The organism is Hymenobacter gummosus (assembly GCF_003970915.1).
Lineage (GTDB): Bacteria > Bacteroidota > Bacteroidia > Cytophagales > Hymenobacteraceae > Solirubrum > Solirubrum gummosum.
In genome coordinates this window covers 119,424-141,556 of sequence record NZ_RXOF01000015.1, presented here as the reverse complement: position 1 = coordinate 141,556, position 22,133 = coordinate 119,424, and the positions used below count along the sequence as shown (strand labels likewise).

Below are 22,133 nucleotides of genomic sequence, written 5' to 3'. Positions count from 1 at the left end.
CGGGTTTGGGGCGGAACCTTTCGCGGTGGCTACCGGGTTAGCCCCGCGCATCCCATGCAGGCGTTTGGTTTCGTCCAATGCTCAGGAGCGAAACCCGCCGAAAAGGCCCGGCCACTTGGTCGGGCTTTTTATGTTGGTCCGCCTGATTTCTACGCAGGTCGAGAAGCCGTAGTAATACGCGGCAAAATAGTAGCAAACCACTGTATACCAGTGCGGCGGCTTCGCGTATACGGGGGCACCGATGCGCCACCGGGGCGCTGCCACGGTTTATCCCGCTCGCTATGTCACTGCACGCCATCCCACCCGCCTCCCACCAGGGCCTGCCCCCCGCCCGCCCTTCCGACCCGCTTCGCTCCCCGCGCCCGCGCCGCTCGCAGCAGCCCGGCCAGGAGCCCGAGCAGCCCAACTGCACCCAGCCCGCCTCGCAGCCCCGCTCCGTAGGCCGCTGGTGCTGATACTGCCCCTTCGACTCCGATAATCATTGAGCCCGGCCCATCGGCCGGGCTTTTTTGTGGCCGTCTGCCAGCTGACTGGCGCCCCCCCTGCGGCTACACCTGCCTGGTCCCGCCCTGGCTGTACAAAGACGCCCCCGCTGAAGAGCTGCGGCGGCGCCACCCCGACCCGCAGCTGGCCTCGCTGCGCCTGAGCCAGCTCGTCGACCACTTTGCGGGCATCGTCGGGGCGCTGCCCGAGAAGCCCGTGCTCATCGGCCACTCCTACGGCGGCCTGCTCACCCAGCTGCTGGTGCAGCGCGGCCTGGCCGCCGCCGGCGTGGCCATCGACTCGGTGCCGCCGCAGGGCGTGTTTACCTTCAAATGGTCGTTTTACCGGGCCACCTGGGGGCCGCTGGGCTTCTTTACCGACGTGAACAAACCGTTTATGATGTCGCTGCGGCAGTGGCAGTACGCCTTCGTCAACGGCATGCCGCTGGACGAGCAGCGCGCCGCCTACGAGCAGCTGACGATTCCCGAGTCCAAGCGCATTTCGCGCGACGGGCTGACGCGGGCCGCCCGGGTCGACTTCAGCCGGCCGCACGTGCCGCTGCTGCTGGTAGCCGGCGCCGTCGACCACATCATGCCCGCCGCGCTGAACCGCTCCAACTACCGCCGCTACGCCCGGTACGCAGGCAGCGTCACCGACTTCAAGGAGTTTGCGGGCCGCAACCACTTCATCCTCGGCCAGCCCGGCTGGCAGGAAGTGGCCGATTACGTGCTGAGCTGGCTGCAGCGGCACGCGCTGGCCCCCGCCCGGGCCGAGGCCACCCCGGAGCTGGCGGCCTACTAAAGCCGATGAGCAGTGGCCGCGAACCAAAGCAGCGTAGCCAATCGACAGGTCGCGGCCACTGCTCAGGCACTGCTTCGACGTTGCGGGGCCCGGCGGCAGCGCGCCGGGGTGCCTGAGGCAGCGGCAGTTAACCAGAGGTGCCGCTCAGCCGTATCCGAAAGCGGTTTTACCCCCGCATGCACCACATTATCTACGTCAGTACCGCAACCCGCCCTTTGACTTCGGCCGAGCTGCAACAGCTGCTGCGCGAGGCGCGCCTGCGCAACGCCCGCTACCACGTCACCGGCATTCTGCTCTACCACGAAGGCCGCATTACCCAGATTCTGGAGGGCGAAGAGGCGGCTGTGCGTTACCTCTACGAGCGAATTGAGCAGGACCCGCGCCACCACGGCGTGGTAAAGCTGGCCGATGAGCCCCTACCCCACCGCCGCTTCGCCCAGTGGCACATGGCCTACTGGGAAACCGAGCCCGACGAGTTGGCCTACGCCGCCGGCTACATTCCGCTGCAGCACTGGCAGCTGCCGCCCGGCCGCTTCAGCGAGGAAGACGTGCTGCGCCTGGAAGCCCTGCGCTACTTCGTGACCAACCAGGACGACGACCTGCCGCTGACCTCCTAAGCCGGCGCTCAGGGGCGTTGACTGAGGCCGGTGGGCTGCACCTCCAGGTAGCTCGTGCTGCTGCCGCTCAGTCCGTCGGCCGTGAGGCCCTGCACCACCACCAGGTAGCGGCCGGGCTCATCGCCGGTACTGAAGCGGAGCTGCCCGCGCCCGTCGGCGGCGGTAGTAGCGGCGGGGTTCCAGTAGAGCAGGTGGCGCAAATCGGCGCGGCGGCTATGGCGGTCGGCCGCGGTGGCGTAGCGCGGCACGTAAAACTCCCGCTCCCACTGCAGCCCCTCGTAGTCCTGCACCAGGGCCCGGGCCGCGGGCGTGTAGCCGGCCAGGTTGCCGCGGTAAGTGGAGTAGCTCACGATGCCACTGTAGAGCAAAGGCCCCTGCAAGTACAGGCCCTTCACCACCTCCAGGCGCTGCACCAGCAGCGGGTCGAGGCGCATCACGGCGTTCAGATCGAAGATGGGCACCCCGTCGAGCAGCACCAGCGGGTCGGCCTGGAAGGTGCTGCGCGTGATGTCGTCGAGCACGCGGAAGTGGTAGCCGTTGCCGCGGCGGCGCACCAGCACCCCGGGCACGTACTCGCGCATCACGTCCTCCATGGTCTTGAAGCGGGTGTAGTCGTCGAGGCGGAACCGCTCCCCGCCCACCCCGAAAAAGGCCAGCGAATCGGCGGGGCGGAAGGGGCGCGGCTCCAGCAGGGCGCGGAAGTAGGCGCTCTGCGTTTGCACCTGCAGGTGGCGCTGACTCAGAATGGCCCGGTAGGCTTCCGTCAGCACCAGCGGCGCGGCAGGGCGGGCCGGAGCGGGCGGCGGGGCGAAGGGGCTCAGCAGCTCGAAGCGGTAAGTACTGTCGCGGCGCGGGTCGGTTTGCAGCACCAGGCGGTTCGGCCCCTGAAACTCCTTTAGCTCAAACTGCACGTGGCCGTCGGGCTGGCTCAGGGCGTTGTAGAGGCGCGGGTAGCGGCTGGGCGCCGCCAGAAATGCCGCCACGCCCGCGGCCGGGGCGCCCGTGCCGCTGTGCAGCACCCGGGCCTGCACCAGGTGCCCGTGCAGCTCCGGCGCGTAGGGCCGCGGCGGCGGTGAGCCGGCCAGCACCTCGGCCCAGCGGAAGCGCCGCCAGCCCTGGGTCAGCATGAGGTTATCGGCAGCCTCCTCGGCGGCGGCGGTAGCTTGCAGGTAGTAGCCGGCGTTTTCCACCTCGCCGCGCAGCTCCGAACCCAGCCAGAGCGCGGCGCTGATGTCGGCCGGAGCGGGCACGGAGGCCATGAGCGTATCGAGCCGGTACACGGCCACCGAGAGGCTGGCGGGCCGGGGCCGGCCGGCGGCATCGGCGGCGGTCAGGTTCAGCGCCACGTCGGTCCGCTCGCCGTAGCGGGGCTGCTCGGGCGTGGCCGCGAGCTGCAGGCCGGCCGGGGGCCGCTGAAAGAACAGCCGCTCGGCCACGGGCTGGCCGCCGGCGGTGAAGGCCGTGAAGTGCAGCACCCCAGGGGGCAGGCTGGCGCGGTCGAGCAGCAGCTCGGTGCGGCCGTTCTGCAGGGGCAGCAGCCGGGCCAGGAAGATCTGCTGGCGGGCGTGGCCGAGCACGTACACGTCGGGGGCCGCGCCCGGGCTGGCCGCCACCGTCAGGCACAGCTGCTGGGGGCTGGCCGCATCGAGGCGCAGCACGTAGCCCTGAGCCTGGGCCGCGGGCAGCACGCACGTAATGCGGGGCCATTCGGGCGGGCCCATGATGGCCAGGTAGCGGCCGCCGGAATGGGGCGTAAACTCCACCCGGCCCATGCCGAACGGCCCGGTGCGGAAGCGCGCCACCGGTTGGCTACGCTCATTTATGATTACCCCGTCGCCGGCCAGGCCGCGGCCGTCGGGGCCGGTAAACTTCACGCCCAGCCGGGTCGGCAAGCCTTCTACCAGCTGTCCGCCCTCCGGAAATACCTGCAAATCGGGCTGGCGCCGGGCGGCCGAGTCGGCCCCGGCCGCCCCGCCGGGCACGAAGGTGTTGACCACCGTGATGCTGGTGCGGAAGAAGTAGTCGGCGTCGAAGTTGCGCATCCAGCGGGTGTAGGCCCGCACGGTGTAGCGGCCCGAGGCCAGGGTGGCCGGCAGCTGCAGGGAGCCGTGCCCGGCGGCTTCGCGCAGGGCTACCTTGGTTTGCAGCACGGGCCGCTGGCTTGCGTCGAGCACCTCCACGTAGGCCACCTGGCTGAGGGGCAGCGGCCGGTTGCGGGTGCCCTCCACGGCGTAAATCTTAAACCACAGCAGTTCCCCGCTCAGGTACAGGGGCCGGTCGAGGTGCAGGTAGAGCTTTTCGTACAGATCGTGCTGGTGGTAGCGGGCCAGGGCGGCGCCGAAGTCGGCGGGCTGCTGGGCGGCGGCGGGGCGGGCCAGCAGCAGGGCAGCGGCACCGAGCAGGCCGGCGGGCAGAAAGTAGCGCGGCTGCATCATTGCCAGAAAGGAGGACGGACGTTGGTGCCCCGCAGGCGGCAGTCGACGCAGGCCGTGGGCGCCCCGATGTAGCCCAGCAAGAACCCGTTGACGATATAAGGCTCCACCGGCAGAATTGAGGGGTTGTTGTTGAAGTACACCAACGCCAGCGGCAGCTCGATGGTGTCGGGCGGGCAGACGTTGGCGGTGTAGCCCACGTTGGGCATGCTCCACAGCGGCGGCAACTGGCTGCGGCTGATGAACAGGCGCTTTTCGGCTACCGAGTATACACCCACGTAGCCCAGCACCGGCGCCTCGGGCGTGCTGAGGCAGCGCAGGTTGCCGGTCAGCTGCGCGGGCAAGGGGTCGAAGAGCCCCCCAATGCTTTCGGTGTTTTTGCGCAGCAAGTCCCAGTAGGCAAATTCTTCCGCCGTCTGGGCGTACTGGCGCACCAGCATGCTGTACTTGTAGCGCAGTTGCACGGCCGTGGGCGGCAGCGTCAGCAGCGGGTACTGCGACACCACATCCTGGCTGAGGCGGGTGGTGCTGCTGAGCCGGATGGCCGTGCTCGGGCGCGAGGCCCAGCAGCGGTAAATATCCTCGGTGCGCGGCCGGAACTGTCCCCCGCCGGCGTACTCGATGGTGGAGCGGAAAGCCGAGGTGTACTCCCAGGTCTCGTCGTAGCTCCAGCGGTAGTAGCGCGTCTGGTTGCTCGGGTCGTGGGTATTCACGTTGATCTGCACCCCGTCGGGCGTCAGGCGCCAGGTCACCGAGTCGATGGGCGGGGTGGGGCGCACGGCGGTGTAATCGGAGGCGTACTCCTGGCCGCCGGCAAACAGGTGCAGGCGGTACTTGCCGGCCGGGTTCAGCCGCAGCGCAGCCGAGGCGTAGTTGCCGGGGGCCGCGGCCGCCTCGGTCAGCGGGTAGCGCGCACCCTGCTCGTCCTCCACGTACACCTGCGCCCGGCTTTCCACCGGAGCCGTGCCGCTGGCGGCCGTACTCACGCTGAAGGTGCGCGAGAGTTTGATATTGCTCACCCCGTCGCTGTTGATGAAGCCGTCGACCACCAGGTAGTTGGTGGCCACGTCCTGCACCTCGGGCCGGAACGGGTCGATGCAGCTGCCCAGCAGCAGGGCCAGCAGCGCGGCGGCCCCCGCGGCCCCGGAAAGAAGTCGGCGGCGAATCATGGGCTAGAACTTGAAGTTGTAGGTCAGGTTGGGAATAGGCCGGGCGAAGATGGACAGCTGGTAGCCGTTGATGCGCCCGTTTTCGGCCTTGAAGTACACCGAATACGGGTTGCGCCGGCCGGTCAGGTTGTACACGCCCAGCGTCCAGTAGCCGTGGGCCAGCTTGCGCACCTTGTGGTTGCCCTCAATGTTGAGGCCCACGTCGGCGCGGAAGTAATCGGGCACGCGGTAGGCGTTGCGGTCGGAGTAATACACGCGCAGCGAGTTGCCGAGGTAGTACTGGGCCAGGGGCAGCGTGATGGGCCGGCCGGTGCTGTAGGTCACGTTCAGCGAGGCGCTGAAGCGGCGGTTGACGCGGTAGTTGCCGGCCAGCGTCGCGTCGTGGGGCTTGTCGAAGTTGCTGGGGTACCAGCGCCCCCCGTTCACCATGTCGGTGGCCACGGCGGGGGGCACCCGCAGCAGGGCGCGGGAGTAGCTGTAGCTCAGCCAGCCGTTGAGCTTGCCGGTAAGCTTCTTCACCAGCAGCTCCACCCCGTAGGCCCGCCCTTGGGCATTCACCACGTCGGTTTCCAGGTTGCGGTTCAGCAGCAAGGAGGCCCCGCTCTTGTAGTCGAGCACGTCGCGGAGCCACTTGTAGTACACCTCCACCGAGGTTTCCACGGTGTTGCGCTGGAAGTTGTGGTAGTAGCCCAGGGCCACCTGGTCGCCCAGCTGGGGGCGCAGGTGGGCGTCGCTGAGCTTCCACACGTCGGTGGGCGACACGGCCGCGGTGTTGGTGAGCAGGCTGATGTACTGGCGGGTGCGGTTGTAGCTGGCCTTGAGCGAGGAGCCCGTGGTGAGGGCGTAGCGGGCCGAGAGGCGGTACTCCGGCCCGTGGTAAGTAGCCAGCACCCGGCCCCGGCCGTACTGCACGGTATCGAGCACGGTGGCTTCGGAGCGGGGCACGCCGGCCAGGTAGCGGCGCACGGCCTGCGGGCCCAGGGCCTGGTACAGGGAGTAGCGCAGCCCCACCGCCACCGACAGCCGCGGCCCCAGCTCCAGGCGGTCCGACACGTACAGGGCGCTTTCCTGGCCCTGCTCCCGCGCCAGCACCTCGGGCCGAATCAGGGACTCGGTGCCCCGGGGCTGCAGGCTGCCGGGCTGCACGCGGTAGCGGGTGCTGCTGGCCCCGAACTCCAGGGTGTGGCGCTGGCTGAGGAAGTAGCTGAAATCAAGCTGCCCGCCGCCCTGGGCCAGCTGGTAGCCCAGCTCCGAGGCGTTGACGGCATTCTGCTCGCTGCGGATGCGGTACTGGTAGCCGCTGTAGTTGGCCGTGGCCACCGCGTACAGCTTGTTGGTGAAAATGTGCTTCCACTTCAGGCTGGCCGTGCGGTTCTGGTAGCGGAACGTCGTGTCGGAGGCCAGCCGGAACTGGTCCTGGCTGAGGTAGCCGGTGGCGTACACGGAGTTTTTGGCGTCCAGCTCCCAGCTCAGGTGGGCGCTCAAATCGTTGAACGAGGCCGAACTCTCGCGGAAGCTCTTGACGGGCAGGCGCCGCAGTAGCCAGTCGGAGTACGACGAGCGGCCGCTGATGATAAAGGAGGCGCGGTCTTTCAGGATGGGGCCTTCCACCGTAAGGCGGCCGGTGAGCGGGCCGATGCCGCCCGAAGCCCCGAACTTCTTGTTGTTGCCCTCGCGCGTGACGATGTCGAGCACCGAGGACAGGCGGCCGCCGTACTTGGCCGGAATGGCGCTTTTGTACAGCTCCACGCTCTTGAGCATGTCGGGGTTGAAGGCCGAGAAGAAGCCGAACAGGTGGGCCGGGTTGTACACCACCGCGTCGTTGAACAGGATCAGGTTCTGGTCGACCGCGCCGCCGCGCACGTTCAGGCCGGTGCTGCTCTCCCCCACCGACTTCACGCCCGGCAGGGTCAGCACCACGCGCAGCAGGTCGGCCTCGCCGAAGGCGGTGGGCACCTGCCGGATGGTCTTGATGTCGAGCCGCTCCAGGCCCATCTGCAGGCCCGACACGTTCTTGTCCTTTTCGGCCTCGATGACCACTTCGCGCAGGGCCGTCACGTCCTCCTCCGTCTCGATTTCCAGCTTGCCGTCGGCGTGCAGCACCACGGTGCGCCGGCTGTCCTTGAGGCCAATGCCGCGCACCAGCACGGTGTGGCGGCCCAGCGGCAGGGTGAGGGCGTAGTAGCCAAACTCGTCGGTGGCGGTGCCCGCGCTGGGCTGCTCGGTGTACACGGTGGCGCCCACCACCGGCTCGCCGCTGCGGGCGTCGCGCAGGTGGCCGGCCAGGGTGGCCTTGCCGCTGGCCGGGCGGGGCTGGCCCAGGCCGATGTCGTACACGCGGTCGGTGGCGCGGCGCACGGGGCGGGCGCGGTTCAGCCCGGCCAGCGGGTCGTCGTCCTCGCTCAGGCTGGGGGCGGCGGTGGTGTCGCGGAAGAAGCCGGGCGGCAAGCCCAGGCGAATGGGCTGCCCGGCCGTGACGAACACGCGCCGCTGCCGGTCGATGGCGTAGTGCAGCCCGGCCCGGATGAGCACCGCGTCGAGCAGCACGGGCAGGGGCTGGCGCTCGGCTGCCACGTTCACGCACAGCGTCTCCACGCTGGCCGGGTCGAAGTAGAAGCGGTAGGGCGTCTGGCTTTCCACGCTGCGGGCCAGCTGCTCGAAGCCGGCCTCCACGAAGCGGCCGGTAACCAGGGTATCGGGCGCGGCCGGGGCGGGCTGCTGGGCGTAGGCGGCCGGGGCGCCGCTTAGCAGCAGGCCCAGCAGGGCCAGCGCGGGCCGGCGGTGTGGCGGGTGGGGGCTGCTCATGGGGCGGTGGCGCTCGGGGCCTTTAGGCGGTCATACTCGGCGGCCAGCACCGCGGCGGAGGCGGCGCGGTTGTCGGCCGTGAAGCTCAGCTGCCGGGCGGCGGCCAGTTTTTTCAGCTCGCGGCGGTGCCCGTCGAGGGCCGTCAGCACCGAGCCCAGCCGGCTGATGGCGTAATAGCGACCGGCGCGGCGCAGGAAGGCCTGCTCGCGGCTGCGGTACTCGCGGCGGCCCTGCCGGTCGCCCGGCACGATGTAGAGGTACTTGCTGTGCCGGGCCAGCACCTGCAGGGAGTCGGGGCCCTGGTACAGCAACTCGTAGAAGCCGGGCGTCAGCTCGGTGCCGGCGGGCAGCCGCACGAAGCGGCGCGGGCCCAGCGTAAAGCCGGTCACCCGCTCACTGACCAGGCGAATCTGCCCGGGGCCTTCGTGGCGGCGCGTCACCACCGCGTCGAGGATGAGGTCGTACCACAGCGGCACGGCGGCGTAGGTCTGCCCGTCGTAGCTCACGCTGCCCGTCGAGGCCTCGGTGCCGGCGCCGAAAAAGGGGTGGCCCTGAATGATGGGCGAGGAAAAGTAGCCGTACTGCAGGCCGCTGTACAGGCCCAGCTGCCCGCCCAGGGCGGCGCGGTACTGCGCCTGCATCTGCCGGGTGGCGGCCCGCAGGCTCGAATCGGCGGTGACCAGTGCCTGCGCCGCGGCCCCCTGCTTCGACAGGCAGCCGCCCAGCACTGCCCAGGCCAGGAGTAAGGGTATGCGCATAGGCAACAACGCGGAGAAGTTGGTGGGTAATAGACCCGAAAAACGGTGGTATAGTGGCGCTGGGGGGGGCAAATTAAGTATTCGGCCCCAGCTCAGCCGTACAACGGCGGCCAATTCTGCTGCTTTGCCCCGTCGGTAGCCCCCTTTTACACGCGTCGGAGCCGGCCCGGGACACGCCCGGGCCGGCTCCGACCTCTCATTCACTGCACTACTCTCCGGCGGCGCTACTGCACCACCACGCGCCGGGCCTCGGTGGCGTCGCCGTGGAAGCGCAGCAGGTACACGCCCGGCGCCAGCTGCCCGCTGGGGATGCTCAGGGTGCTTTGCCCGTCCACATCCAGGTGCGCCAGCACCCGGCCCACCACGTCCACCACCTCGATGCGGCGTACGCGGGTGGCGTTGGCGCCCAGCTGCACCGTAATCTTATCGGTGGCGGGGTTCGGAAATACCTCGATGGGGCTGGGGCGCCGGGCGCGGCCGGCGGCGGTAGGGCGGCAGTTGGTACCCGGCTGGCCCTTGCCCGTAATGGCGGCGGTGGAGGTGGCCACCACCAGCTTATCGAGTTGGGCGCTGCCGCCGGTGTTGTACCCGATGGTGAGCGTGTGCGGGCCCACCGTCAGGGCGGCTTCGCGCAGCTTCAGCCAGCGCCAGCCGGCGGCCCCCACTTCCTTGATGCTCACGTCGTCGATGTAGTAGGTGTTGGCCACCTGCCCCATGTCGAAGAGCACGGTGGTGGAGGCCACGCCCGCGGTGATGGTCCACGTGACCTGCTGCCAGCTGGTGCCAATGGTCTGGTCGGCCTGGTACTGGGGGCTGCTGGGGCCGGTGGAGAGGCGGATGGAGCCCCCGGCATTGGCGGCCCGCACCCAGTAGGATATGACGTACTGCCGGCCGATGGTCGTCGGGAAGGCGGTGCTCGTCACCTGCACCCGCCACTGGTTGCCGGGCTGGGCGGTGGGGTTCACCACCTTCATCGAGCCGGTGCCGTTGCGGGCCTCGGCCGCCACGGTGTTGGCCGTGATGGTAGCCCCGTTCGAGTTCAGGGTGGTCCAGCCGGTCAGCCCGTTCTCGAAGCCGGGGTTGGTGGCCAGCTGGCTCGTCACGGCCTGGAAGGGCCCGTTGTCGACTTTCACCCAGTAGCCGTACTCTTCGGTGGCCGGCACGTTCAGGCGGGCCAGGAAGTTGTAGGTGGCGGCGCTGTCGGCCGTGAAGGGGTATTCCAGCAGAGCCGCCGGGGCGGTGGGCGCGGTGGTGGGGCTGCTTAGCCCGCTCTGCACCCGCACGTAGGAGCCGCCGGCGGCGGAGGTGTCGGCCACCACGTCCCAGCTGCTGCCCACCGTGCCGCACTCGGCCTCCAGCCAGTAACGCTTGCCCAGGGGCTCGGGCTGCAGGTAGGGCGTGGGCGTGCCCCACCAGGCGTACCAGCGCTGGTAGTTCAGGGCGGGGTACGGGTGCACGGTGATGTTGGTGTTGGCGGCGGTGTTGCCGAGCAGGAACTTCTCCACGAAGGCCTCCACGGCCGGCGTCTGGGTGGCCGGCACGGCGCAGTGCCCGTGGCCCCCGTCGATGTAGAAGCCGAACCGGTCGGCGATACCGAAGGTGTTCCAGACCACGTGGGCGGCCCGGGCCGACACGTAGGCCGAGGGGTTGGCCAGCCACTCGAAGTCGGTGTTGCCGGTGACCAGCAGGGCCCGGGGCGCAATCATGGCCATCAGCTCGTGGTGGTCGTGGGGCAGCTTGGCTACGTTCGAGCCCTGAAACTGCTGCATGTCGTCCTTAAACCAGCGGTAGTCCGTAGCGCCGAGCTTCTCTACCGCGCCCAGGGTTTCGGACACGCGCCAGGCCGGGGCCCCGCCCCCACCCGACTCCTGGGCAATGGTCAGGGCAATGCGCTCATCGAAGGCGCCGGCAAACAGGGCCATCTTGCCCGCGTAGGAGCAGCCCGTCACGCCGATGCGGCGCAGGTTGATGGGCAGCGTCGATTGCACCAGCTCCAGGCCGTCGATAAGGCGGCTCACGCCCCAGCTCCAGGCGCTGTACTGGCCGGAGTTGGCCAGCGTCTGCGCCGGGTACAGGCGGTAGAAGGGGTCGGTCAGCTGGGGGTTGGAGTAGGTCGTGACCTGGTTGTGGTTGAAGCGGATGGTGGCCACGTTGCGGCTGGTAAACACCGCGGCCGGGATGCTGCCGGTGGCGCTGTTCATGCCGATAACGGCCGGAAACGGCCCGGTGCCCGCGGCGGGCAGCACCACTTCCGAGGTCAGGGTGAGCGTCTGCCCGTTCTCGGTCACCACCACCGTCAGCGTGCCGGTGTTGGGCGTGGTGCCGGCGGCGTAGGTGGCCGTAATGTTCTGGGGCCGCGGGGGCTTGGTGCCGATTTCGTAGTGCTCGATTTCGGCCTTGATTTCGTTGCGTCGGCACTCCCAGTCACCGAAGCTGGTGGAGCGGCCCGAGTTGTCGGAGCGCATGAAGGGGTCGGGGAGCGGCTCCACGCGCGGCAGCTGCGCGAAGCTGGGCAGGGCCGGGGCGGTGCAGCCGGCGCCGGTGTTTTCGGCGGTGTACACCAGCGGAATCTGCGCCGACAGGCTCAGACCCGCCAAACTCAGCCCGAAGGCCAGCAGGGTACTTTTCAGGTTCATAAGGGTTGGGAATGGGTCAGGTTGGAAGCAGGCAGCGGCGGGGCAATGGCCGGTCAGGTCCGGCACGGCGGAGGTGGCAGAACGGTGGCTCGGTAGGCAGCAAAGGGGATAAAAGTGAATGTCAGCCCGCCCCACGTAGCAGCATAGTACAATTGCCGCAAGCCCCATCAGGCACCCATCGGGCCGGAGCAACGGGTTGACAAAGGGGAAGATAACCGCCGCTCTAAGCCGCGCCAGCCCCGATTCTGCCACCCTGAAAATGAAAGTATTGCAATCGATTGCGGAAACGATTGGATACGCCGCGACGGAAAAAATTTATTCTGCGCACGGCGTTTCCGGTCCGCTCAGAGGCGGGCAAGACCACCGCCACCGGTCCCTTGCTTACGCTGTATAGTCCAATAAGCCAGCTTACCCCAGCAGCCGGTTGAGGCTAAAGCTAGGGTTAGTTCCCCTCCTCAGATGAGGAGGGGCTAGGGGTGGTTGAAAGGTTAGAGTTAAAAAGCTAAAGGCTAGATGACGTTCTGGCATCAAGGTCAACCACCCCTAGCCCCTCCTCATCTGAGGAGGGGAACTAACTCTAGCTTTAGCCTCGATCAAATACGCTCCGGTAGATGCCCTACCGGCATGTTGCCGCTTGAAAATGCCTCGGTAGGAACCCTACCAAACTGTTTTCAATTGAAAATGCTCCGTTAGGCCTCCTACCAGCGTGTTTTCAATTGAAAATGCCCTGGTAGGCACCCTACCGGAGCATTTTCAATCAGGAATGGCTTGGTAGGTCGCCTACCGACGGGTTTTCAATTGAAAATGCCTTGGTAGGATGCCTGCCAACGCCCCGGGCCCAGCCGCCACCGGGGGCTTGACTAACCCGCATTCTTTTCGCTACTTACCGGCGTAGCGCATTGTTTTTCTGCCGATTCCTTTCCCGATCATGCTTTCCCCTACTCCCGCGCCCGGCAACAACCCGCCGGTGCCCAAACCAACCAAAACCGCCCCCAGCCTGCCCGGCACCGAACTGGCCCTGGCCGAGCTGGCCCTGCTGGCCGCCGATGAGTGGCTGCTGCGCCCGCAGCTCACCCTGGTCTGGACCAGCAGCGCCGATTTCAAGCAGCTGGCTACCGATTTTCGGGCCAGCATCAAAACCACCGACGACAGCGGCGACGCCCTGGCACCCCAGACCAGCCGCCTCGCCGTGCTCGACGAGCTAATCAACAAAAATCTGCGCTACGTGCGAAACGCGCTGACCCTCAAGTACAGCGACGAAAACGACGGCCGCCCCTACTACGGGGAGTTCGGCATCGTGAAAGAAAACAGCACCTGGCAGCTGCCCAAGGACCGGGTGGAGCGCACCAAGTCCCTGCAGAAGCTGGTGGAAGCCCTGCCCAAGCACGGCCTCGGCAAGGAGAAGTACGGCACCGCGTTCTGGGCGCCCATTGCCACGGAGTACGCTCTGCTCACCAGCGGCAAAGCCAAGGACAAGGGCAGCCGCTCCCTCGGCGTGGCCGAGAAGGGGACGTTGCGCCAGCAGGTAGAACTCACCCTCGAAGCCCTCAAAAACCTCATCAAAGCCAACTACCCCAAAACCCACAAAGCCGAGAAGCGCAAGTTCGGATTCCTGAAGGAGTCGTATTGACGGCCTTCCTCGCCCGCTGAAAACAGAACAGCCCGCCGGTGTGCGCTACACGGCGGGCTGTTTTTTGTGTTGGTCTATGTCGATTAGTATCGATGCAATTCTACTGCCACAGCTTTTAGAGTTGTAGATAGCATAAGCCAATTGTAAGATGATTAATAAACAGTATAAACATTAGCCAAGTATGCATGGATATATCATCGTATTTATATATTCATGTAAAAATCATCATTTCAAATCTCAAACCACCAAGTGCCATGAAACACAACTACTGCCTAACTCTGCTCATGCTTATTGGTATCAGTAGCTCTTTAACCAACTGCCAGACCTCGACAGGTGTGTTCGATAAATCAGTCGCAGGTTCGCGTGCTGGTATAGTACGTGCCACAAAATTTGAAAGCAAAAAGGGCACTCTGTTTTGGTCGCATTTTGATGCCACTAAACGCTCATCAATTATCAGTACAGACAGTTCAGGTCGGACCTTTGTATTGGCTGAAGTTACTCCTGATGCAGCGGTACAGAAAACACTTGATCTATTGTCAAAAGCTAAAGTAACAGATAATGTAGATGCCGAAGCCCAGTTAAAAACGGCTAGCACAATTGCCCAACTTGGTCAGCGGACAGCCAACGTAAATATGCTGCGCGATGCTTTGTATAGAATTGCCGAAGGAGCAAATAATAATCCAGATGCGTTTTACAGATGTGGTTGCCCTTCAGATGGTGATAAAGCATCTACACCACCAAGTCCAGCTCAAACGACTTCAAATGATACCATTAAGAAGTCAAACACGACACAAACCAAAACGACTACGAGTACAAAACCAGGTAAAGCAAACACAACACAAACTACGTCTAGTGAATCAACTGAGAAATCAAGTACAACACAAACTGTCAGTACAAAAGCTGGTGCTACATCAGCTAGCACCATGTATGAACGTTTATTTCAAGCAACCTTAGCTACCTATGCCGCAGCAGTTAAATCAGAAGCTGACGCCGAGATTGAAAAAGCCAAGGCCGAAGTTGAAAAAGCCAAACTTGAAGCTGCAGCAAAAAAAGATAAAGACAAGCCAATCGATACAGCATCGACTACCAAACCTGTTGTAGTCAAAGATTCCATTACTACTGAAGTCACACTCAAGATAGACTTGAATGCTAAGACAGCGCCTGTGAAGAAGAAAATACCGGAAACGAAGGCAAAAATTAAAAAGTAGGACGCTGCGAAATGCACAGGGGCCCCAGCCATGCGCATGGCTGGGGCCCCTGTGCATTTCTCTCATTCTGGTCGCCTCACTGAAACGGCGCTACTGGGTAAAGCACAGCTTCACATCATGCCCGGCACGAGTTGCAAGCTCATACCTGTACCGCCATCCTACTTTCATCACCCGGATACTCCCCTTCACGATTCCGTAACTTCACCGCGCACCACTTTCCCATCCCTGTGCGCAACCTCCCCAAGTTCCTGTTGCTGCTCGGGCCGCTGCCGCCCGGCGGCAATGCGGAGCTGCTCTACCGGGCGAGGCTGCGCCTCGCGTCAGGCCAGGCACTAGCTACAAGCTCGCGCCAGTTACTTCATCACCTGAAACCCAACAAAAGGCGCCTGAGTGCTATCTAAATCCGTGATGAACACCAGGCGCCTGTCTACCTCCTTCATCAGGTAACCGATGCCTAGCACCTTGGCACTATCGATGTGGCCCTCTTTGAAGCCAATGAGTAGCACACTGTCGGGGCTCAAGACGCGCAAAATCTTGAACATGCTGTACGTCTGGGCTGAATCCGTATAGCTCTGATTGAAATATTCCTTGTGAAACCCCTGCCGCCGCATACCCGCCAGCAGCTTGTCGATTCGGACGTATTGCTTACGGTACCGCTCGATGGTGCTGGCCGGATATTCGAACGATTTTGTGTTGCCTTGTCGGGTGATATTTACCCGCACAAAATCATACGGCGCGCCCCCGGCCTGAAAGCGGGCTTTGCTGATAGCGTAAGCGCAGCCGGAAGCTGGATAATCTAATTCCGCGGCCGGCCCGGCGGTGGCGGATTCGGGGTTGGCAATGGTTATTTCGATGTAGCGGCCCTTGCTCTTGCGCCCATCACCGGTAAGCTTATACCCGGCTTTGGCACTGACCTCGGCCTCATACACGGCGCCGATCTTTCTTAGAATAAGCAGCTCCTCATCAGTTACCGAAGTGCAGCCGCTGCTGAATAGCGCAGCCGCCGCAAGCAATATTCCGGACAGTAAGCGGTGGTAGCGGTTTGCTGCAGGCAGGGTCATAAGCGGAATTATAAACGGTGTAGAGACGCATATTGGCATCTTCTCGTTGAACGATTCGGGACTACCCGACTGGCATCCGAACCGCTCCGTTACGGCGCGGCCGATGAGACGCAACCGAAGGCAGGCGTAGCCAAATATGCGTCTCTACATACCAGGCGCAAGGGGCGCGCTTCGCAATGTACGAGCAGCTTCCGGCTGACAAAGGCTCGTTTGCGGCCCGCCAAGCCCAAGCTTCATCATTCCGTAACTTCGCCGCGCACCACTTTCCCATCCCTGTGCGCAACCTCCCCAAGTTCCTGTTGCTGCTGTTGCTGCTCGGGCCGCTGACGCTGCCGGCCCAGCACCGCAAGAAGCCCACCGCCAAGAAGAAACCCGCCACCCAGGCCGCCGCCCGGCGCCGCGCCGTGCCCAAAGCCGCGGCCGTGCAGCCCGCCGCCAAGGCTGCCAAGCCGGTGCCCAAGACCACGGCCGCCCAGAAGGCCGCGGCGGCCAAAGCCCGGCCCGCGGCCCAGCAGCCGGCGTTTCTGCAGTATCTGCACTCGCCCTGGGTGGATTCGGTGATGCGCACGCTCACGCCCGACCAGCGGGTGGCCCAGCTGTTTATGGTAGCGGCCTACTCCAACCGCCAGCGCATCGACGAGGACTCGATTTCGACCCTGATTCAGCAGAGCGGCATCGGCGGGCTGATTTTCTTCCAGGGCGGCCCCGTGCGGCAGGCCCGGCTGCTCAACCGCTACCAGGCCCAGAGCCGGGTGCCCCTGCTGGTGGCCATGGACGCCGAGTGGGGCCTGGGCATGCGCCTCGACAGCACCATCCGCTTCCCCTACCAGATGACCATGGGCGGCATCCGCGACAACGCCTTGCTCTACGAAATGGGCCAGGAGCTGGGCCGGCAGATTCGCCGCATCGGCATGCACGTCAACTTCGCCCCAGTGGTCGACGTGAACAACAACGCCGCCAACCCCGTCATCGGCTTCCGCAGCTGGGGCGAAAACAAGCGCGGCGTGACCCAGAAAAGCCTGGAGTACATGCGCGGGATGCAGGACGCGCAGGTACTGGCCGTGGCCAAGCACTTCCCCGGCCACGGCGACACCGACGCCGACTCGCACTTCGCCCTGCCCCTCATCCGCGCCGACCGCCGCCGCCTCGACACCCTGGAGCTGGGCCCCTTCCGCGAGCTGATGGGCCGCGGCCTGGGCGGGGTGATGATTGCCCACCTGAACATCCCGGTGCTCGACAGCACCGGCACGCCCTCCACCCTGTCGAAGCCCATCGTGACGGACATGGTGCAGCAGCAGATGGGCTACCAGGGCATGATTTTCACCGACGCCATGAACATGAAGGGCGTCACGAGCAAGTACCCGCCCGGCGAGGCCGACGTGCGCGCCATCCTGGCCGGCAACGACATCCTCGAATTCTCGAAGAACGTGCCCAAGGCCCTGCAGGCCGTGCGCGCCGCCATCGACTCGGGCCGCGTAAAGCAGGCCGACATCGACGCGCGCTGCCGCCGGGTGCTGGCCCTCAAGCAGTGGGCCGGGCTGAACCGGTACCGCCCCATCGAGCTGAAAAACCTCACCGCCGACCTCAACAACCCCCACGCTCAATACATTGCTCACCGCCTGCAGGAGCTGAGCATGACGGTGCTGCGCAACCAGAAGCAGCTGCTCCCGCTGCAGCGCCTCGATACCCTGCGCATTGCCACCGTGCTGATGGGCTACAAGGATACCACCGACTTCCAGCGCATGGTGGCCGACTACGCCCCCGCCGCCCACTTCAACATCTCGCCCACGCCCACGATGGACGAGCTGACCCGGCTGCGCGAGCAGCTGAAAGGCTACAACATGCTGCTGGTGGGCCTGCAGAACCTGGGCCGCAACCCGGCCACCAACTTCAGCATCTCGCCGGAGGAAAACGTGCTGCTGCGCGAGTTGGCCGGCCTGAAAAAGAAGATGGTCGTGTCGGTGTTCGGCAACGCCTACGCCGTGGCCAAGCTGCGTGACCTCAGCGCGGCCGATGCCGTGGTGCTGGCCTACCAGGAAAGCAAAAACGCCCAGGAGCTGGCCGCCCAGGTAATTTTCGGCGGGGTAGGCGCTACGGGCAAGCTGTCGGTTTCGGTGCCGGGCAGCCCCTACGGCTTCGGCGCCGGGCTGCGCACCCAGGGCGGGCTGCGCCTGCGCTACGCCACGCCCGAAGCCGCCCGCATGAGCAACCAGCTGGAAGCCCGGGTGGATTCCTTGCTCAGTCAGGCCCTGGCCGCCAAGGCCTTCCCCGGCGGCGAAGTGCTCATTGCCCGCGGCGGCACGGTGGTCTTGCGCAAGAGCTTCGGCCGCCACACCTACGAGCCCACGGCCCGCCCCGTGCGCCCCACCGACCTCTACGACCTGGCCTCGGTGACCAAAGTAGCCGCCAGCACCCCGGCGCTGATGAAGCTGCAGGATGAAGGCAAGTTCAGCCCCGACCAGACCCTGGGCTCGTACTTCGACTTTCTGAAAGGCACGAACAAGCAGGACCTCAAGCTGCGCGATGTGCTGACCCACCAGGCCCGGCTGAAAGCCTGGATTCCGTTCTGGCAGCAGTACACCCGGCCCAAGGGCTTCTTCGCCCGCCTGCTGGGCAAGTACCCGCACGCGCCCATCAAGACCGCGCCCGGCGAGGTGCTGCCCATGAGCCGCAAGTTTTTCCGGGCCGATTCCTCCGCCCGCTTCCCGCTGCAGGTAGCCCAGGGCATGTGGGGCCGGCAGGATCTGCCGGAGCGCCTGCGCCGCAGCATTGCCGAGTCGCCGCTGAACGAGAAGCCCGGCTACGTGTACTCCGACCTTAGCTTCTACCTCTACCCCCAGCTGGTGCAGCAGCAGACCGGCAAGGGCTTCGAGCAGTACCTGGGCGAGGAGCTGTACCGTCCGCTGGGCGCCAGCACCCTGGGCCTGCACCCGCAGTGGCGCTTCCCCAAGGCCCGTATCGTGCCCACGGAGTACGACTCCTTGTTCCGCCAGCAGCTGCTGCACGGCACCGTCCACGACGAAGGCGCGGCCCTGCTGGGCGGCCTCTCGGGCCACGCCGGCCTGTTCGGCAACGCCAACGACCTGGCCAAGCTGCTGCAGCTCTACGCCTGGGAAGGCCGCTACGGCGGGCAGCAGCTGCTCAAAGCCGAAACCGTGCGCGAGTACACCAAGTGCCAGTTCTGCCCCGACAACCGCCGCGCCCTGGGCTTCGACCGGCCCGCCAACGACCCGAAGGTGAATACCGCCGCCGACGCCTCGCCGCGCAGCTACGGCCACACCGGCTACACCGGCACCTACTTCTGGGTCGACCCGCAGTACGACCTGGTGGTGGTGCTGCTGACGAACCGCGTGAACCCGACGCGCCGCAACAACAAAATCACCGAGCTCAGTGTGCGCTCCAAGCTGCTGCAGCTGGCCATCGACGCGGTGAAAGCCGAGCGGCCCGCCGTGGAATCGACGGTACCGAAGGAAGAGTAGCGCCGGCTTTCGAGCGGCGCCTTACGACGCCCGGCCCCGCACGGCCGGGCGTTTTTCGTGCCCCTACCGCATGATTATGTGAGGGCCGGGCCGGCAGCGGCAGCGGTAACTTTGCGTCGTTGCTACAAGCTCATACAACCTTTGGCGCCCCAGCCGACCCTACTAAGCATCCTCCCTCCTTACCGATGACCTCTACCTTCTCCCCGCTCCGCCGGCTGCTGCTGGCCGCGGTACCCGCGCTGGCCCTGGGCCTCGGCGCCTGCGCCGACAAAGACGCGCCCCGCTACAAGCTCAGCGCCGGCGAACGGGCCTGGGCCGAGGCCTTCCAGCAAGGCCACATCTGGACCTTCCGCAACACCACCACCGGCTACGAGCGGCGCTACCGGGTGAAGGAAGTCAAGGACAAGATGGAGTCGAACGTGACCAAGTCCCTGAGCATAACTTCCTACCAGCAGGTGGTGAAGGTGAAGGTGATACGCGAAGACTCTACCTCCTTCCGCGCCACCGGCACCGCCGACGACGTGAACATGCGCGGCTACCAGCTGCTGCTGGCCCTGGAAGCCCAGAGCAGCCAGGACCCGGCCCGCCTGCTGATTAACTGGACCACCGGGTTCAGCGTGCCGGTCGGGGAACTGGAGCAGGGCGCCACGGCCCCGCTGCTGCCCAGCTTTACGGCCGCCAACGGCATTACTTACCAGAACGTGGTGCAGCTGCAGTACACTTACCCGACCGGCCCGTTCTACGGCCCGGCCCCGGCCTGGATACTGCGCCGCCTGTACTACACCAAGGCCGACGGCATTATTCAGTTCGAAGAAACCGGCGGCCACGTCTGGGCCCGGCAGTAACTCCGCTCTATTCTCCCTCCCCCGATGACGACTTTCCCGATTCTGTCGCGGCGCCTGCCCGCTGCTTTCCTCCTGCTGCTGAGCCTGACGCTGGGCAGCTGCGGCCTGCTGGGCCAGAACGACGACAACAAGTATCCCAAGCTGCGCCTGACCACCGAGCAGGCCGCCTGGGCCGCTCCTTACAAGGCCGGCGCCACCTGGGCGTTTCGCGGGCCGGGCGCCCAAACCCTCAGCCTGCAGGCCGTCCGCTTCGACGACCGGGACATGCCCCAGACGAAGTTTGGCAGCAAGAAAAGCGACATTGACTTCTACCGGCAGGAAATCAGCGCTACTCTCAGCGGCCCGGGCGCCGGTGCTACCATTGAAGTGTACGCCGAGGTAAGCCTGGAAAACATCTTTGAGCCCTGGTCGGCGGAGCTGCAATTCAACAACGCCTACTTCACCCTGCCCGTGGTGGCCCTGGAAGCCGGGCAGCCCCTGCCCCCGAGCGCGCGGCTACACCCGCAGCTCACGCTGGGCAGCCGCAGCTACCAGAACGTGCTGGAGCTGCAGCCCTCCATAGTCACCAACAAGGACCGGCCCGAAGCCCTCCGCCGTATCTTCTACACCAAAGCCGAAGGCCTGCTGCGCTACGAGACGCTCGACGGCTCCGTCTGGACCCGCGAGTAAGGCGCGGCCTGAAACTGACAACGCCCGCGGCTCCTGATGCCAGGAACCGCAGGCGTTGGGCGTTGAGGGGTAGCGCCGCCAACCCGTGCGGTGCTAGTTCTGGGTCGATTTCATTTTGGCCTCGATGCTCTGCTGCAGCTCGGGCATGTGCTCCTGCATGCGCCGCTGGCCGATTTCGATGCCGGCGGCCATCAGGGAGCTTTGCTGGCCGACGAATTTCTGGCCGGTGGTGGAGCCGTAGAATTTCTTCAGCTCCTTCAATTCCTTCTCGGTGAAGCGCTGGGCGTACAAGTCCACCATGTCGCTGCGCAGGGAATTCCAGCTCATGTATTTGGTCAGGAAGCTGCGCATCTCGGGCTCCACCACTTTCAGCTCGGGCCGCTGCGTGAGCTGGGCGGTGAGCATCTGGTCGAGGGCGTTGTTGGTGGTCTGCTCCATCTGCATCACCGTCAGGAGTTCTTCGGCGGCCTTGCGCTGCCCCTCCGATACCGGGGCGGCGCTGCTGCTGGTGGCGGCCGTAGACTGGGCCGAGGCGGCCGGGGCGGCCAGCAGCAAGCCAGCGGCGAGAACGAGGAGGTGTTTCATATACCAGCGGTACGGGATTTTCGGGCGCGCGGCTGACGCGGGCAAGCAACCATTCGCGGCCGACTGGCATCTATGGGGTGTAGGCGGCAGCGGGCAAGAGGCAAAAACATCTTCCCGCGGCCGCTTTTTATTTTTCATCCGCCCGCTGGATACCACATGCTTATGCTATTTACACCGACTCACCTGCGCCCCATCTTTGCATCGTCGGCCGCCGCTGCTGGCCGCTCCCCGCTCCTGCCCTGCCTGCCGCTATGAAAACCGTTCTGCTCACCTGGCTCCTGCGCCCCCTGCTGCCCGCCGCGCTGACCCTGACGCTGCTGCCCAGCTGCTTGTTTCCCGAGCCCGAGGTGCAGCAGCTGCCCCAGTACGAGCTGAGCCTCGCCGACCAGGCCTGGGCCGTGCCTTACCGCCTGGGCGAAGAGTGGCGCTTCCACAACGCCGAGGGCTACGAGCGGCGCTACCAGGTGAAGGGCCTGGCCGAGCAGCAGCTGCCGGGCATGGTGCCGGGCACCCAGCGCGTGGGCTACTACCAGCAGGGCCTGGGGGCCCGCCTGGAGCGCGTCGACTCGGCCTACGTGGAGCGCCCCGCGCAGAACCACTACCAGGCTACTTTCAGCCTGACGGCCGCCGTGCCCACCGAACCGACCAAGCCCCTGGCCGCCCAGCTGAACTGGGGCCCGGTGCAGCTGAGCATCCCGGCCGGCGCCATCAATCAGCAGCAGGCCCTGCCCGTGGACGTGCGCCTGCTCCCGACTATCACGCTGGGCAACCGGCAGTACCAGAACGTGCTGGAGTACACCAGCCTGCAGACCTCGGCGGCCCGCGTGCCGGCCTGGCAGGTGCAGCGGCTGTACTACACGAAGGCAAACGGCGTCGTGCGCTTCGTTGAGGCGGGCGGCACCGTGTGGGACCGGCAGTAGCCGCCCCACTTATTGGTGAGTGAAAATGGTGAAGC

At 65.6% G+C, this 22,133-nt stretch carries 16 protein-coding genes; 9 read left to right on the top strand and 7 right to left on the bottom strand.

Annotated features, from left to right (window positions below; translation table 11 throughout):
- The first annotated feature begins 281 nt into the window (after positions 1-281).
- The 3 genes from EJV47_RS28175 (at position 282) to EJV47_RS21790 (ending at position 1,901) form a co-directional block, all read left to right on the top strand.
- Complete coding sequence (locus EJV47_RS28175) at positions 282-455, top strand: hypothetical protein (RefSeq protein ID WP_165903874.1); 174 nt, start codon at positions 282-284, stop codon at positions 453-455.
- Between the two features lie 19 nt (positions 456-474).
- The gene (locus EJV47_RS21795; RefSeq protein ID WP_126695328.1) at positions 475-1,284 is read left to right on the top strand and encodes an alpha/beta fold hydrolase; all 810 of its coding nucleotides are present in this window, start codon (positions 475-477) and stop codon (positions 1,282-1,284) included.
- A gap of 176 nt (positions 1,285-1,460) precedes the next feature.
- Entirely contained in the window at positions 1,461-1,901 is a 441-nt protein-coding gene (locus tag EJV47_RS21790; protein WP_126695327.1) for a BLUF domain-containing protein, read from the top strand.
- An 8-nt stretch (positions 1,902-1,909) separates the two neighbouring features.
- Here the strand turns inward: EJV47_RS21790 and EJV47_RS21785 are convergent, their stop codons facing one another.
- The 5 genes from EJV47_RS21785 to EJV47_RS21765 form a co-directional block, all read right to left on the bottom strand.
- A complete protein-coding gene (locus EJV47_RS21785) occupies positions 1,910-4,336 on the bottom strand; it encodes a hypothetical protein (protein ID WP_126695326.1) in 2,427 nt (808 codons plus the stop codon).
- Complete coding sequence (locus tag EJV47_RS21780; RefSeq protein ID WP_126695325.1) at positions 4,333-5,502, bottom strand: DUF4249 domain-containing protein; 1,170 nt, start codon at positions 5,500-5,502, stop codon at positions 4,333-4,335. Before EJV47_RS21780 ends, EJV47_RS21785 begins: the two co-directional genes overlap by 4 nt.
- A 3-nt stretch (positions 5,503-5,505) precedes the next feature.
- Positions 5,506-8,307, bottom strand: a complete 2,802-nt coding sequence (locus EJV47_RS21775) for a TonB-dependent receptor (protein ID WP_126695324.1) — start codon at positions 8,305-8,307, stop codon at positions 5,506-5,508.
- Positions 8,304-9,065 carry a hypothetical protein gene (locus EJV47_RS21770; RefSeq protein WP_126695323.1) on the bottom strand — a complete coding sequence of 254 codons (762 nt, stop codon included), beginning with the start codon at positions 9,063-9,065 and terminating at the stop codon, positions 8,304-8,306. The genes EJV47_RS21775 and EJV47_RS21770 overlap by 4 nt, the downstream gene beginning before the upstream one ends.
- Before the next feature lie 224 nt (positions 9,066-9,289).
- On the bottom strand, positions 9,290-11,701 hold the full coding sequence (locus EJV47_RS21765; RefSeq protein ID WP_126695322.1) for a glucuronyl esterase domain-containing protein: 2,412 nt from the start codon (positions 11,699-11,701) through the stop codon (positions 9,290-9,292).
- Positions 11,702-12,629: 928 nt separating this feature from the next.
- On the opposite strand from EJV47_RS21765, the gene EJV47_RS21760 reads away from it, so the two are divergent.
- Both EJV47_RS21760 and EJV47_RS21755 read left to right on the top strand, forming a co-directional pair.
- Positions 12,630-13,331 carry a hypothetical protein gene (locus EJV47_RS21760; protein ID WP_126695321.1) on the top strand — a complete coding sequence of 234 codons (702 nt, stop codon included), beginning with the start codon at positions 12,630-12,632 and terminating at the stop codon, positions 13,329-13,331.
- A 254-nt stretch (positions 13,332-13,585) separates the two neighbouring features.
- Positions 13,586-14,539 carry a hypothetical protein gene (locus EJV47_RS21755; protein WP_126695320.1) on the top strand — a complete coding sequence of 318 codons (954 nt, stop codon included), beginning with the start codon at positions 13,586-13,588 and terminating at the stop codon, positions 14,537-14,539.
- A 353-nt stretch (positions 14,540-14,892) separates the two neighbouring features.
- On the opposite strand, the gene EJV47_RS21750 is transcribed toward EJV47_RS21755, so the two are convergent.
- On the bottom strand, positions 14,893-15,600 hold the full coding sequence (locus EJV47_RS21750) for a hypothetical protein (protein WP_126695319.1): 708 nt from the start codon (positions 15,598-15,600) through the stop codon (positions 14,893-14,895).
- A gap of 275 nt (positions 15,601-15,875) precedes the next feature.
- On the opposite strand from EJV47_RS21750, the gene EJV47_RS21745 reads away from it, so the two are divergent.
- From EJV47_RS21745 to EJV47_RS21735, 3 genes are all read left to right on the top strand, one after another.
- On the top strand, positions 15,876-19,079 hold the full coding sequence (locus EJV47_RS21745) for a serine hydrolase domain-containing protein (protein ID WP_243651262.1): 3,204 nt from the start codon (positions 15,876-15,878) through the stop codon (positions 19,077-19,079).
- Positions 19,080-19,264: 185 nt separating this feature from the next.
- The gene (locus EJV47_RS21740; protein WP_126695317.1) at positions 19,265-19,924 is read left to right on the top strand and encodes a hypothetical protein; all 660 of its coding nucleotides are present in this window, start codon (positions 19,265-19,267) and stop codon (positions 19,922-19,924) included.
- 24 nt (positions 19,925-19,948) lie between these two features.
- A complete protein-coding gene (locus tag EJV47_RS21735; protein ID WP_126695316.1) occupies positions 19,949-20,593 on the top strand; it encodes a hypothetical protein in 645 nt (214 codons plus the stop codon).
- Positions 20,594-20,686: 93 nt separating this feature from the next.
- Here EJV47_RS21735 and EJV47_RS21730 read toward each other — a convergent pair whose 3' ends face one another.
- Positions 20,687-21,178, bottom strand: a complete 492-nt coding sequence (locus tag EJV47_RS21730; RefSeq protein ID WP_165903873.1) for a DUF2059 domain-containing protein — start codon at positions 21,176-21,178, stop codon at positions 20,687-20,689.
- A gap of 251 nt (positions 21,179-21,429) precedes the next feature.
- Between EJV47_RS21730 and EJV47_RS21725 the strand changes: the two genes are divergently transcribed.
- Positions 21,430-22,098, top strand: coding sequence for a hypothetical protein (locus EJV47_RS21725; protein WP_126695314.1), 669 nt, complete (start codon positions 21,430-21,432; stop codon positions 22,096-22,098).
- Positions 22,099-22,133 lie beyond the last annotated feature (35 nt).

Coding starts and splice junctions, on each gene's coding strand:
- EJV47_RS28175 (WP_165903874.1), top strand. CDS start 282: ATGTCACTGCACGCCATCCCACCCGCCTCCCACCAGGGCCTGCCCCCC.
- EJV47_RS21765 (WP_126695322.1), bottom strand. CDS start 11,701: ATGAACCTGAAAAGTACCCTGCTGGCCTTCGGGCTGAGTTTGGCGGGT.
- EJV47_RS21725 (WP_126695314.1), top strand. CDS start 21,430: ATGAAAACCGTTCTGCTCACCTGGCTCCTGCGCCCCCTGCTGCCCGCC.
- EJV47_RS21730 (WP_165903873.1), bottom strand. CDS start 21,178: ATGAAACACCTCCTCGTTCTCGCCGCTGGCTTGCTGCTGGCCGCCCCG.
- EJV47_RS21735 (WP_126695316.1), top strand. CDS start 19,949: ATGACGACTTTCCCGATTCTGTCGCGGCGCCTGCCCGCTGCTTTCCTC.
- EJV47_RS21760 (WP_126695321.1), top strand. CDS start 12,630: ATGCTTTCCCCTACTCCCGCGCCCGGCAACAACCCGCCGGTGCCCAAA.
- EJV47_RS21775 (WP_126695324.1), bottom strand. CDS start 8,307: ATGAGCAGCCCCCACCCGCCACACCGCCGGCCCGCGCTGGCCCTGCTG.
- EJV47_RS21740 (WP_126695317.1), top strand. CDS start 19,265: ATGACCTCTACCTTCTCCCCGCTCCGCCGGCTGCTGCTGGCCGCGGTA.
- EJV47_RS21770 (WP_126695323.1), bottom strand. CDS start 9,065: ATGCGCATACCCTTACTCCTGGCCTGGGCAGTGCTGGGCGGCTGCCTG.
- EJV47_RS21755 (WP_126695320.1), top strand. CDS start 13,586: ATGAAACACAACTACTGCCTAACTCTGCTCATGCTTATTGGTATCAGT.
- EJV47_RS21780 (WP_126695325.1), bottom strand. CDS start 5,502: ATGATTCGCCGCCGACTTCTTTCCGGGGCCGCGGGGGCCGCCGCGCTG.
- EJV47_RS21785 (WP_126695326.1), bottom strand. CDS start 4,336: ATGATGCAGCCGCGCTACTTTCTGCCCGCCGGCCTGCTCGGTGCCGCT.
- EJV47_RS21790 (WP_126695327.1), top strand. CDS start 1,461: ATGCACCACATTATCTACGTCAGTACCGCAACCCGCCCTTTGACTTCG.
- EJV47_RS21750 (WP_126695319.1), bottom strand. CDS start 15,600: ATGACCCTGCCTGCAGCAAACCGCTACCACCGCTTACTGTCCGGAATA.